9 protein-coding genes are annotated in these 12,667 nt (G+C 58.1%); 2 read left to right on the top strand and 7 right to left on the bottom strand.

Annotated elements, in window-relative coordinates; all coding sequences use genetic code 11:
* Positions 1-48: 48 nt before the first annotated feature.
* Together L0Y14_RS14530 and L0Y14_RS14525 are read right to left on the bottom strand one after the other, a co-directional pair.
* Positions 49-693, bottom strand: coding sequence for a PEP-CTERM sorting domain-containing protein (locus L0Y14_RS14530; protein WP_005962735.1), 645 nt, complete (start codon positions 691-693; stop codon positions 49-51).
* A gap of 87 nt (positions 694-780) precedes the next feature.
* Positions 781-1,164 carry a hypothetical protein gene (locus L0Y14_RS14525; protein ID WP_138921811.1) on the bottom strand — a complete coding sequence of 128 codons (384 nt, stop codon included), beginning with the start codon at positions 1,162-1,164 and terminating at the stop codon, positions 781-783.
* 148 nt (positions 1,165-1,312) lie between these two features.
* Here L0Y14_RS14525 and L0Y14_RS14520 point away from each other — a divergent pair, with 148 nt between their 5' ends.
* Entirely contained in the window at positions 1,313-3,748 is a 2,436-nt protein-coding gene (locus tag L0Y14_RS14520) for an ATP-dependent Clp protease ATP-binding subunit (RefSeq protein ID WP_006474533.1), read from the top strand.
* Positions 3,749-3,788: 40 nt separating this feature from the next.
* Here L0Y14_RS14520 and L0Y14_RS14515 read toward each other — a convergent pair whose 3' ends face one another.
* On the bottom strand, positions 3,789-4,208 hold the full coding sequence (locus L0Y14_RS14515; RefSeq protein WP_005962729.1) for a secondary thiamine-phosphate synthase enzyme YjbQ: 420 nt from the start codon (positions 4,206-4,208) through the stop codon (positions 3,789-3,791).
* A gap of 104 nt (positions 4,209-4,312) precedes the next feature.
* Between L0Y14_RS14515 and recG the strand changes: the two genes are divergently transcribed.
* Positions 4,313-6,373: an ATP-dependent DNA helicase RecG gene (recG, locus tag L0Y14_RS14510; RefSeq protein WP_006474532.1), complete on the top strand. Its 2,061-nt coding sequence runs from the start codon at positions 4,313-4,315 to the stop codon at positions 6,371-6,373.
* 50 nt (positions 6,374-6,423) lie between these two features.
* Here recG and L0Y14_RS14505 read toward each other — a convergent pair whose 3' ends face one another.
* The 4 genes from L0Y14_RS14505 to L0Y14_RS14490 all read right to left on the bottom strand — a co-directional run bounded on the left by L0Y14_RS14505 (position 6,424) and on the right by L0Y14_RS14490 (position 12,474).
* On the bottom strand, positions 6,424-7,023 hold the full coding sequence (locus tag L0Y14_RS14505) for a hypothetical protein (RefSeq protein WP_006474531.1): 600 nt from the start codon (positions 7,021-7,023) through the stop codon (positions 6,424-6,426).
* Positions 7,024-7,047: 24 nt separating this feature from the next.
* Entirely contained in the window at positions 7,048-10,524 is a 3,477-nt protein-coding gene (locus tag L0Y14_RS14500; protein WP_138921809.1) for a dockerin type I domain-containing protein, read from the bottom strand.
* 148 nt (positions 10,525-10,672) lie between these two features.
* Positions 10,673-11,032, bottom strand: a complete 360-nt coding sequence (locus tag L0Y14_RS14495) for a hypothetical protein (protein ID WP_040819385.1) — start codon at positions 11,030-11,032, stop codon at positions 10,673-10,675.
* Positions 11,033-11,097: 65 nt separating this feature from the next.
* Complete coding sequence (locus L0Y14_RS14490; protein ID WP_006474528.1) at positions 11,098-12,474, bottom strand: dockerin type I domain-containing protein; 1,377 nt, start codon at positions 12,472-12,474, stop codon at positions 11,098-11,100.
* Between the last annotated feature and the right edge of the window lie 193 nt (positions 12,475-12,667).

Genomic DNA, 12,667 nt, shown 5'->3' with positions numbered 1-12,667 from the left:
GCAGCCCCAGAGCGTTGGGGCTGCTTTTTTTGCAGGGGAGTCAGTTGATCAGGCTTTCTGCTTGCGGCGACGGCTGGCACCAAGACCGATCAGGCCAGCAGCCAACAGACCCAAAGAGGCAGGCTCAGGCACGTCGGCCTTGGTCTCCAGGATCAGCTGACGCGTGTAATGGCTGCTGCTGTAACCAAATGCATACCCCTTTGATTTGTAGCGGCCACCTACGGCCCAGAGGTCGTTGGCAGCGTTCAGTGAGCTGAGGGCATTGCCATTCAGGGCTACATTGAGGTTGATGTGATCCTGCTTGTAGAAGATTGTGGTGGCGCCGTATTTGGTGCCGGTTCCCAGATCCTTATAGATTGAGGTCAGACCGGAACCGCCAGCCGTCAGAGTACCGATATCGGTGCTGACATCGAACAGAGACCAGATGCCGCTCCTGGAGACATCGACTGAGTTCACCTTTAGAGTGGCCGAGATGATCTCGTCGGTGATTGAGGCGAGGTCAAAGACAAAGAAGTTGCGATACTTTTGCCCATGGATATTACCGGCGATGTAGTTGGTGTTTGACGCGGTGTGATCACCATAGTTGGTGTACCAGCCGGAGTCTGTGGCGTTCAGGGTGATGATGTCAGCGCTTGCAAAGGCGGGGGCCAGCAGCATGCAGCCGAGGACGATTTTGCGAATGATTTTTTTCATGGTGTTGTCTCTAGTCTGTCGGTCGATTGAAAAGTTCTGGCAGGCTTAAGGCAACCGCTGTGCCAACTTCGAGAATTATTTTTTAATTCAATAAAAACAGTTGGTTACAAACAAAGAGTTAATTCCTATGAGGCGTTTTTTTACTAACTGTAAGATCTGTAAATTGGGGTTAATTCCCAAAAAAATTGCTTGGTTCCTGATGAGGGGCGAGAGTATTTTTTTCAGAATATAACCACTGTTTCCGGCACTTATTTCCTGCTGTGTCTGTAAGCTTTTTCGACGCATTGTATTGTCAGGCTGTGGGCCTGCCGTGGCGATCGATAAACGGTGTCTTGGACAGATTAATGCGAAGGTCTGAGCCTGCTGACCGCCCTGTTCGAGATGATAGGTGGTGGGGATAGAAGGGCTTACAAATAGCGCAAATAAATCGTAATGATTATTTGGTATGGCAAGGAGAGCTCTCTGGACCATACTTTAACCGCCAGCTGAGAGCATAAAGGGTGCGGAGAAAGGCATACAGACCCATCAACTCTCTATACTTCCTTTGAGTTCGTTCTGGTAAACGGTGAGTGTTGCGGGCCTGGCTCGCTGTTAATATTCAGCTGCCGGCAGTGAATTGATGTTCCAGAATTACATACAAAAAAGCACCCAGAAAGTTCAGCAGACCCTGGAGATGGCGGTGGCCGAAATGGTGGCGCTGCATGAGAATCTGTTGACACCTGACTTCATCCTGCTGGCGTTGCTCTCCCAGGGTGACTCCGAGGCGGTGAAGATCCTCGAGGGTTTGCTGCCGGATCATCAGGTCGTTATCGAGCGGATTGTTGCCCAGATCCATCACCACCACCAGAATGCCGTGCCGGTGAAAACTGACCAAGTGGTTGCCTCCCAGGAGGTGCACGAAGTATTTCGCATCGCCGATGAGGAGGCACGAGGCTTTGGTGATGAGTTTATCGGCACCGGTGCCCTGTTTCTGGCGATGTTGGACGACAAGGCGGGGATCACTGCGACCCTGCTACGGGATGCGGGGATCACCCTGCAGCAGGCCCGCCAGGCACTGCAGGATCTGCGCGGTGGTCGGGCGCTGAAGGCGGAGGATGCGGAGAGCCGCCCGGACCCCCTCAAACAGTACACCCGGGATCTGACCGAGATGGCTCGGGCTGGCGAGCTGGATCCGGTGATCGGCCGTGAGGATGAGATCAATCAGGTGATCCAGACCCTCTCCCGCCGCAAGAAGAACAACCCGGCGCTGATCGGCGAGGCCGGCGTTGGCAAGACGGTGATCGTCGAGGGGCTGGCGCAGCGCATTGCCGATGCCGAGGTGCCCGATACCCTGCTCAATAAACGCCTGCTGTTGCTGGACATGGGGGAGATCATTGCCGGTGCCAAGATGCGCGGTGAGTTTGAGGAGCGGCTCAAGTCGGTGCGCGATGCGGTGATCGAGGCGCGCGGTCAGGTGATCCTGTTCATCGACGAGCTGCATACGGTGGTTGGTGCGGGCGCTGGCGGTGGCGGCATCGACGCCCCGAGCCTGCTGAAGACGGCCCTGGCCCAAGGCAGCCTGCAGGTGATCGGTGCCGACACCCTGGACGAATACCGCCGCTTTGTGGAGGCCGATAAGGCGTTGGAGCGGCGCTTCCATCCGGTGCTGGTGCGCGAACCTAGCATCGAAGAGAGCATCGCGATCCTGCAGGGCATCGCGCCCCGCTATGAACAGCACCATCAGATCCACTATCTGCCCGAAGCTTTGGAGGCAGCGGCGCACCTCTCGGAGCGCTACCATACCGACCGGCGGCTGCCCGACAAGGCGGTGGACCTGATCGACGAAGCGGGTTCGCGCCAGCATATCCGGCTGATCTCCATCCCCCAGCCGGTGAAAAAACTGGAACAGCAGCGGGCGCGTTTGCTGCGCGAAAAGGGTGAGCGCTACGATGCCCAGGATTATCAGCAGGCGGCCAGCCTGCAGATGGAGATCCTCAAGCTGGAGCAGGTGCTGCAGCAGCGTCGCCAGGAGTGGCAGCTGCAGCGGGGTGAGGTGGAGGCGACAGTCAATGCCGAGACGATCGCCGAGGTGGTGGCCCGTTGGACCGGCATTCCGGTGGCGCGCATGGTGGAGTCGGAGGCGCAGAAGCTGTCGCGCATGGAAGAGAATCTGCACAGGCGCATCGTCGGCCAGGAGGATGCGGTGCGCGCGGTGGCCGATGCGATCCGCCGCAACCGTGCGGGCATCACCTCATCCCGGCGGCCGATCGGCTCGTTCCTCTTCCTCGGCCCAACCGGCGTGGGCAAGACCGAGCTAGCATGCGCCCTGGCAGCGTTTCTGCTGGATGATGAGTCGCGCATCATCCGCCTCGATATGTCGGAGTATATGGAACGGCACGAGGTCTCGAAGATGATCGGCGCGCCGCCCGGCTATATCGGCTATGGCGAGGGTGGCCAGCTTACCGAGCGGGTGCGGCGTAACCCCTACAGCGTGGTGCTGCTCGACGAGGTGGAGAAGGCGCATCCGGATGTCTTCAATATGCTGCTGCAGATCCTCGAGGATGGCCAGTTGACCGACGCACAGGGGCGTACCGTCTCGTTTCGCAACACCATCCTGATCGGTACCTCCAACCTCGGTACCGAGTCCCTCTCGCCAGAGAAGCGCCCGATCGGCTTTGTGCAGGCGGCCACTCCCGGCTACGACGAGGCCAAACAGCTGGTGCTGCATGAGGTGAAGAAGTTTTTCAAACCGGAGTTCCTGAACCGCCTCGATGATGTGATCGTCTTTCACTACCTGGAACGGGAGCATGTAAGGCAGATTGCAGGCATGTTTGTGGAGGAGCTGATCGAACGCATGCGGCTGCAGCAGATCATCATGGAGGTGGATCCGGTGGTGGTCGACAAGCTGGCCCGGGATGGTTTCGATATGGTCTATGGGGCGCGCCCGTTGCGGCGTGAGGTGGAACGGCAGTTGGAGAACCCGTTGGCGATGAAGATCGTGAAGGGGGAGTGTATCGCCGGAAACCGGGTGCAGGTGCTGTTACAGGATCAGACCGTGGTGTTTCAGATCGAATAACAGGGCGGCCAGGAGCAAGGCGGAGATGGGGGCCAAACCCTTACGTCTCCCCATAGAGCGTCACAGTCACCCGCCGCCGATGGGGATGGGTGCGGTGCTCCCACAGATAGATCCCCTGCCAGGTACCGAGCCCAGGGCGGCCGTCGATGATCGGAAAGCTCAGGTCCATCTTGGTGAGGATCGAGCGCACATGGGCGGCCATGTCATCTGGACCCTCCTGGGTGTGATCGAAGAGTGGGTCGCCGTCTGGCACCAGCCGTGCCATGAAATGCTCCAGGTCGCTGCGTACCGTCGGGTCGGCATTCTCGCAGAGGATCAGTGAGGCGCTGGTGTGGTGCAGGAAGAGCTGGCAGATACCGGTTCTGATCCCCGCCTGGCGGATGATCTGCTCCACCTCGTGGGTGATGTTAAAGCTGCCGCGGCCGCGGCTGTCGAACTGCAGGGTCTCCTGGTGCACCATCTTTTGACTCTCTCCACTGATCTGGCATGCTTTGGCCCAAGTCTACTGGGAAGCCCACAGGATTGAAAAAGGCGTACCCCGCAACACCCTTTGAGCAGCAATCGGTGACCAGCCTCAAGCGGGTCGGGCCGAAGGTGGCCGAGCGGTTGGCGAAGCTCGGCATCTTCACCCTGCAGGATCTGCTGTTCCACCTACCGCTGCGCTACCAGGATCGCACTCGGGTGCATCCCATCGGCAGCCTGCGCCCAGGTGCCCAGCTGGCGGTAGAGGGCGAGGTGGAACGGGTGGAGGTGAAGTTTGGTCGACGCCGCTCGCTGCTGGTGAGCCTCGCCGACAGCAGCGGGCGCATCTTGCTGCGCTTCTTCCACTTCTCCAACGCCCAAAAACAGGCGCTGGGCCGGGGCGTGCGACTGCGCTGTTTTGGAGAGGTGCGCAACGGCCCCAATAGTCTGGAGATGGTGCATCCCGAGTACCAGGCGGTCAGTTCTGGCGCAACCCTGGAGGTGGAGGCGCATCTCACCCCGGTCTACCCCACCACCGAGGGGGTGCATCAACTGACCCTGAGAAACCTCACCGAACAGGTGCTGGCGCTGCTTGAGACTGAGCCGAAGGATTTGACCGAGCTGTTGCCCGAACCACTGCGGCAGGGGTTGGCGATGCCGGATCTGCGCCAGGCGATTCTCTATCTGCATCGTCCACCGCCGGATGCGCCCCAGCCGCTGCTGCTGGAGGGAGCCCACCCGGCCCAGCAGCGCCTCACCTTCGAGGAGCTGCTGGCGCACCAGATCAGCCTACGCGAGCTGCGTCAGCAGCAACGGCAGACTCGTGCCCCGGCCTTGCTCGGGGATGGCCGCCTGCGCCGTCCGCTGCTGGCGCAGTTACCGTTCGAGCTGACCGCCGCCCAACAGCGGGTGGTGGGTGAGATCGAGCGCGACCTGGCCGAGCCGGTGCCGATGCAACGGCTGGTGCAGGGGGATGTGGGCTGCGGCAAGACCATCGTCGCCGCTCTGACGGCGCTACAGGCGGTGGAGGCGGGGTTGCAGGTGGCGCTGATGGCCCCCACTGAACTGCTCGCTGAACAGCACCTGCGCAGCTTCCGTCAGTGGCTCGAACCCCTCGATCTGAACATCGCATGGATCACCGGCAGGCTCAAAGGCAAGGCACGGGAGGCCCAGTTGGAGAGGATCGCACAGGGTGAAGCCCAGCTGGTGGTGGGTACCCACGCCCTGTTCCAGGATGACGTGCTCTTCGCTGGGTTGGGGCTGGTGATCATCGATGAGCAGCACCGCTTCGGCGTGCACCAGCGTCTGGCCCTGCGAGAGAAGGGGGCGAACGGTGGCCACCGCCCCCATCAGCTGATCATGACCGCCACCCCGATCCCCCGCACCCTGGCGATGACCGCCTACGCTGACCTGGATATCTCGCTGATCGATGAGTTGCCGCCCGGCCGCACCCCGGTGCAGACGGTGGTGATCCCCGACAACCGCCGCGACGAAGTGGTGGAGCGGGTGCGCGCCGGCTGTGCCGCAGGGCGGCAGGTCTACTGGGTCTGCACCCTGGTGGAGGAGTCGGAGCTGCTGCAGGCCCAGGCCGCCGAGGCGAGTGCTGAAAGCCTCACTGAGACCCTGCCGGAGCTTGAGGTCGGTCTGGTGCATGGGCGGATCAAGTCCGATGAGAAGGAACAGATCATGGCCCGCTTCAAGGCGGGCGAGATTGACCTGCTGGTGGCCACCACGGTGATCGAGGTGGGGGTCGACGTGCCCAACGCCAGCCTGATGATCATCGAGAACCCCGAGCGGCTCGGCCTCGCCCAGCTCCACCAGCTGCGCGGTCGGGTTGGGCGCGGCAGCGTCGACTCTCACTGCGTGCTGATGTACCAGGCCCCCCTCTCCGCCAACGCCCGCCAGCGCCTGGCGATCCTGCGCGAAAGCAGCGACGGCTTCCTCATCGCCCAAAAAGATCTGGAGATGCGCGGCCCCGGTGAAGTCCTTGGTACCCGCCAGACTGGCGAGGTGCAACTGCGCATCGCCGACCTGGTGCGCGACCAGGGGATGCTCGACCAGGTGCGTGAGGCTGCCGACCAGATGGTGCAGCACCATCCAGAACAGGCTGCCGCCCTAGTCCAGCGCTGGCTCGGTCAGCGGGTGGAGTATGGGCGGGTCTGACCCAGAGGGGCGCCACAGGTGGCGCTCCTGCATGGACATCAGTGCCAGTCCTAAGCGCGCTGGCGCCGCGCCAGAGAGAGTGCGATGCTGCCGATGAGCAGCAGCCACAGAGTCTGTGGTTCATCAACATAGACGCGGCCAACGTCGATGCTGGGGGCGGCCAGCTGAAAGCCATAAGCATCACTCAACACCACATTCTGCGGCCTGACCAGGGTCAGTCCTCTGCTCACGGTTGTGAAGTGGAGCGTGGCCAGGGTGAAGCTGGAGCCCTGTAGTGCATCCAGTTCCAGATTGGTGAGAAAAGAGATCTCTTCGATGTAGAGTGTGCTTGGCGATCCGGCTAGGCCGCTCTCATCGACAAAGAAGTCGGCCTCAAACAGCAGTGGGTCGGTGCTGCCCAGGAACGCCCCGAAGTCGACCGAGTCGTAGCCGAGGATGCTAGAGCCGAAGGCGAGATCCATGGAGAAGGCGCCAAGGGAGTCAGGTCCACCGGCAGTGAGCCCAGAAACAGTGATGTCGAGGCTGATCGGGATGCCAAGTTGTCGGGTCTCCGTGTATGAGGGTTCGACGGAGATGGTGACCGCCGCAGCCGGCGCGCCGAATAGACCGATCAGTAGGGTAAGCAGCAGATATTGAAGGTGCTTGTTCACGTTACCTCCTCCCATTTGCAGTGGTTATTTGCAGGGTGCTCCCCGTGCATTGGTGAATTGAGTGACCAGGAAGCGTGCATCGGCAATATTCACTGAGCCGTCTCCGTTTAGGTCATAGTCGGGAGTTGGTTCGGTGGCGGCGTGGCTGCGGATATAGCTCTGAATGATTCTTAGGTCACTTCGGTCAACACAGCTGTTGTTATCCAGATCTCCGGCAAGAGCAGTGGAGCTGAGCAGCAAAAGCTCAAGCATCGGAGTAATTGCCTGCCGCCATCTTGATGGGTTGTCAGGAAAGGCGTCTTCACCATCTGGCACAAAATCCCCATCGCTATCCGGATACCAGGTTGAGGTCAGTGCCGCTGGCGTGCCCTGGTCCAGGTAGTTTTTGTTGTTGTAAGTGACGTGGGAGAGGTTGCGCCCAAACAGGCCCAGGATATGCCCAGTATGCGCGACCCTGGCGAACAGGAGCTCGGCGTCGGTGGTTATATCACTGTTGTCGATATCAGGTTGCAGATCAGGCACATCGTAGCGGGTTGCGCCTGGATGGCCAGGCTGCCTGGCGATGAAGATGTCTGCATAGTCACCAAAGTCGACTCGAATGCCCGTGTGGCTGCTGCCATCGCTGAAGGATGCGGTGACAGGTAGCGCTTCACTTGAAACGGATGGAAAGAGCAGGGCGAGGTAGTTGAGATTGGCGCTCGACACCTCATGTGCGGCTATTCGGGTGTGCTTCAGGGCCTGTGCGGGATCATTGCTCCAGGCGTTGAAGTGAAGTGCATCAGGATCGGCAGTTACTGTGCTAGCGCCATCGCTACTGCTGTTGGTGAGGTGCAGCAGCAGTTGTCGTTGGTTGGCTGTTGTCCAGAGGTGGCGCTCGCCGGCTGAGCTGTATATGCCATTGCCGTGCAACAGCCAGTCGTATTGATGCGGAGCAGTGGCGCGCAGCTCATCCATCAAGACAAAATAACGGTCGTCGATAAAGAGGGCATTTCTGGTGATATCTGCCCCACCGTATGCAATCGTGACCTCAGCAAAGTCGAGCTGTTCGCTATCGAATGTCTTTTCTACAAAGGCGTCGCTTGTGGGAGTTGGGCCCAGATTATCCACCAAGATCAGATTGTGGTTGCCAGCCTTGTTGACTAAATCCCGCACAGCAAAGCTGCCATAACCACTATCTAGTGCCAACGGCTCGCCAAAAGCATAGAGCATGAAGCTGGTGTTGTCCTCTTGCTGATGCTTGGGGAAGCGAAGCCCGCCGATTGCCTGCTCAACCGACCATTTGCGATCGGCCAGTAGATGCAGGTAGATCGCATCTTCGGTCCATCGATTGCGGAATGCTAGGTTGCCCGTCTCGGCGTTGAGACGACTTGGTGAGGGGAAGAGTGTCTCCGGTGATTGCGCTGCTAGTGTAGGATCAAAGGCGACAAACGTGTCAACAAGACGCCGCCCCAACTGGCTGTGTCGGGAGAAGTCCCAGGCCCAGAGTGCCCTTTGGTCGGTGTCAGAGGCTTTTGCGTTGGCGAGCAGACCACTATAGAAGGCGGCGTAGTTGCCATCTTTGATGTTGGGGCGCAGGCCGTTTGGCATGGAGAGCTCGAGTGACCATTGGTGGATATTTCTGGCGCGCTCGCTGGTGATCAGGTTGGGGATGATGATGGCATTCTGCCGAACCCAGTCATTATTGATGAAAGTTTGATCGGGGGCTGTGCCAAGTAGATTATTATAGGCCCACATGAAGGGCAGGTAGAGATCGGCAGCATAGCTGAGATAGTTTGGACCCTCAGAATAGCCGCTGCCCTCTGTCTCTTTGCTGAAGGTCAAGAAGTCGTTGATCGGTTGGCTTGCCGAGATGCCCAGGCGCTTCCAGATCACCGACATCGCTAGACTGATATTTTCGTAGGCATCCGGGGCCTGGTTGAACAGGAGTGCGGAGATGCCAAGGGCGCCGGCATTGCGCATCGAGATGTTCGGGCTTTCAGCCAGATCCCAGATGTGTGTATGCAGATAGGTCAGATCGCGCAGTCGCTTGAGCTTTCCGTCGATCCGTCTTTTTAGCAGATCTCTTGCACTCTGGGTGTTGCCGATGGAGATGAAGAGGTTGGCGCGCCACCAATCCCAGAATGGCAGTGCAAACTCATTTGCCAGGATCTCGTCTGCCGAGATGTTGTTGGGAAAATTTGTGCCTAACAGCAGATCATAGGCTTGGCTCAAGGTCGTTAATATCTCTGCGGTATGCAGGCTCTTATGTCCCCAGGTCTCGGTAAATAGCCCATCACCAATCTGGTCATGGAAGTTAAAGAGAACCTTGAGCGCATTGTTTCTGAATGCTTTGGCAGAGGGACCTTCCAGGTCGTAGACAAGTGTTGCGCTTAATGCAATATGGGCATTATTAATCTCCATCGGCCAGCCTACGGCCTCATCAACGATGCCCTCGGCGTTTTGTGTGGCGAACTGAGGTGTCTCGCCGGCCTTGGTGTGGATGCTGGTGTACCAATCAACAAGGCCGTCGTTCTTCTTTTGTACGATGGATGCCCTCTCGGTGGCCGAATAGAGCAGGCGGGGGTGGGCTGCCCACTCGGGATGCCAGGCGCCGGTAATGGGGGAGCCGAAGGTAAGCTCAACAATAGGCGTGTCATCCTCGATGGTCAGGCTGTAGGTAATTTTGTTTTGAGCGGTGAGGTGTGTGTAGATCGGGTAGATCAACGGCCCCGATGGTAGTGCGTCGCTGGGGAGTTGTGACGCCAGGTCAAAACTTTCATCGAGGTCTGGCACATTGTTGTGATTTGCATCGTGGCTTAATAGTGCGGTTCTGATCTTTGGCTCCATGATGGCATCAAGCCCGAGCTCTACCAGGTAATCCGCTGCTCGCCAGGTAAAAGGGATGCCAAGGATGGAGTAGTCGATGCTGTTGTTTGTAGAGGTGTTGGCATTTACCCTGAGGTTTTTCAGGGAGAGGGTGTAGTGACCGTTGGTTTCCAGTCTTATGTCGCCGGCTAGGGTGATCTCTGTCGCCAAGTCTGCGTCTGCATTCAGTGTTCCCAGTGAGGCGCGCACATTCAGCTTCCAATAGACAGGTATCTTTACCTCAAATGCCCAGGTGTTTGGTGAGGTGTGGAGGCCAATAGTGGCTGTTGGCAGGTCGGGGAGTGATACGCTTTTGACGCTGTGTTTGATGGAGTAGCTGAAAATCACCACATCAAAGACAGTCCATCGAATCAGCGCTGTTGTATAAGAGCCTGCCGCCTTCCATTGGGCTTCAATGGCGGGTTTCTGGGCGTTCCAGCTCTCTCTGACCTTGGCAACTAATGCATTTTTTGAGCTGAAATCCTGGCCGCGAACCCGAAAAACAAATTCGTCGTCCGCCACGGCATGAGCGATGCCACTCTCCATAAACAGCGTGGGTGTGAGCAGTAGCAGTAAAAACACAAAGGCATTTAACAGACTTAAGACTAAGCCTGTTCCAGTTGGCAGATAGCACATGCTCTTGATTGGATCTGACATGGTGTACCTTCCTGTGGAATATGGGATTTCAGTTGGCTTCGGTTATTGAGTGGTTGGTACTGGCCGGCTGCCCGCTTCGCTTTCAGTGCCTTTCACTCTGCTGCGCCATTCAACAAACCCTGTTCCCTAATGAGAGTGCCTGCCGAGGCTATTTAATAGAGATCGAGACAACCTCACCTTCGAATAGGCCTGTGTTTGGGTCAGGGATTGAGGTTGGCCTATAGTTGATAGCCACCTTTTGGTTCATGCTCTTTGCAGAAAGGAGTGTCGCTAGGAGGCGATTGATGTATGTCTCGGTATTGCCGCGAACGATGAAATAGCTGATCTCTGCTGGCTGGTTGTCGGTATAGAAGAAGAAACCGCCGCGATTTGGGTTCTGCCAGAGCTGGCCCATCACAATAACGGAGGTGACATGCCCATAGTCGGATGCTCGTATTTCATCTGAAGCTCGCACACTGGCTGATGTGACAAGGAGCATCAGGATTAAGATAAAGACGCTATTTTTCATGGCTGACTCCACAGTTCGATGCTGAGCTAGTTCATTGTGTTAGGTCAGAATGATTGGTTGCCTCACTATTTGCAGGCCTTGCCCCGTTTTTTGGTGAACTGGTGGACCAGGAAGCGGAAGTCGGCGACATTGAATGCGCCATCGCGGTTCAAATCGTAGCGGTTCGCTGGTTCTGTTTGGTTGCGCAGGGCGCTGCGCAGCAGCTTGAAGTCATGGCGGTCGACACAGCAGTCGTCGTTGAGGTCGGCGCGTGGGGTCCCTTCGGTGAAGCCTGCGGCGGTGTAGGCATCGAACAACACTCGCTTGTAGGTGGGGATAAGAGAGCACTCTCGCCGCCACCGTTTCAGATTGCTGTTCCAACGCCAGTAGCAGCGGGTTTTGGCATAGTTAGTTGCTTTTATAGCGAGTACATTTTCACCCAGCATGATCAGATTGGAAAAGTCGACCTTGTCGACTTTGTCGGCATTGCCGCCGTCGCTATTGATGTGCGCTGAGACGCCATTGACGAAAAACTCGTAGTCATCGTCGCCGACGATCTTGGCGATCGCCTTAGCCGGGGGATCGTCGGGGGCCGGATTGTAGTTGAAGGTGTAACGGAGGTAGACGGTCTCATCGCCGCTGATGCCGTTGGAATCACCTGCCGGGTCGTGCCACATGTGCTGGGCGGTGGTGCCGGGGATCAGTTCGGTGGGCGGTTTCGGATTGGGGAATGGGGCGCGTGCCGGTGACCAGGCGGAATCGTCGAAGCCGCTCAGGGTCCAGCCCTCTTCCGGGGTGGCGCTGGAGCGCCAGCGGCTGCTGCTGACTACGCGCACACCGGGTGGGCGGGTGAAGCAGAGGAAATTGTCACCCAATTCATCGAATTCAACCACTGAGATGCCGTAGCTGTCGCCGGCGTTTTCGTCGTGGTTGAAGTCGTGCCAGAGATCATTGCCGGTGCCGGGTGGGGTGCCGCTCCCCCAGTTGATCAGCATCCGTAATACATCTTCGTTGCCGACCGGGTTGTTGGGGTTGTTGCCGGGCTCCGGTGGTTGCAGGAAAGTGTAGGACCACTGGCTGTAGATGTCGCCCATCTCCTCGCCGGTGACCCAGGCCCAGTAGCCAGCGGGTTCAATGTCGAACGAGTATTGGAATCCGCCAATCCAGAGCTTGAGCCAGTTGCGGGTCATGTAGGTGGTGGAGATGAAGTCCTGCTCCGGCTGGCTGCTGATGGTGACGAGATGCCCGGGCAGGATGCGACCGTCGGGCAGTTCGAGGCGCTGCTGAGCGGCAACCGCTTGGGCCTGTGCCCAAGTCAGGCCCGCTTCGGGCCAGAGATAGTAGTAGTGCCCATCAAACTCCAGGGTATCGGCAAGCTCAATGCTGGTGGCCGGAATGGTAGTGAAGAGTAGCGCGCAGAACAGCGCGATTCGGATAACTGCTTGTGACGCGGAAGATTTCATCGTGATCCCCCCCAGGAGAGCCTGACGAATTTTCAATCCATACCCGCCGTGGGACGGGTGCCCCTGTTGTTATTATCCTTAGAAAAATTGTAGTTAATGCCGATCAAAAAACAACGTGGATTCTTGGCCGGGCAGGAGCTGCTCATAACTGGTGGAGAGAAAGAAACGGCGGTTTTATGCGATAATCCGCGCT

This window comes from Candidatus Endoriftia persephonae (genome assembly GCF_023733635.1).
Classification (GTDB): Bacteria; Pseudomonadota; Gammaproteobacteria; order Chromatiales; family Chromatiaceae; genus Endoriftia; species Endoriftia persephonae.
This window is presented reverse-complemented; position numbering and strand designations above follow the sequence as displayed.

Bases quoted from the DNA above. Each gene is read 5' to 3' on its own strand.
- L0Y14_RS14490 (WP_006474528.1), bottom strand. From the start codon at position 12,474: ATGAAATCTTCCGCGTCACAAGCAGTTATCCGAATCGCGCTGTTCTGC.
- L0Y14_RS14495 (WP_040819385.1), bottom strand. From the start codon at position 11,032: ATGAAAAATAGCGTCTTTATCTTAATCCTGATGCTCCTTGTCACATCA.
- L0Y14_RS14500 (WP_138921809.1), bottom strand. From the start codon at position 10,524: ATGTCAGATCCAATCAAGAGCATGTGCTATCTGCCAACTGGAACAGGC.
- L0Y14_RS14530 (WP_005962735.1), bottom strand. From the start codon at position 693: ATGAAAAAAATCATTCGCAAAATCGTCCTCGGCTGCATGCTGCTGGCC.
- L0Y14_RS14525 (WP_138921811.1), bottom strand. From the start codon at position 1,164: ATGGTCCAGAGAGCTCTCCTTGCCATACCAAATAATCATTACGATTTA.
- L0Y14_RS14520 (WP_006474533.1), top strand. From the start codon at position 1,313: ATGTTCCAGAATTACATACAAAAAAGCACCCAGAAAGTTCAGCAGACC.
- L0Y14_RS14515 (WP_005962729.1), bottom strand. From the start codon at position 4,208: ATGGTGCACCAGGAGACCCTGCAGTTCGACAGCCGCGGCCGCGGCAGC.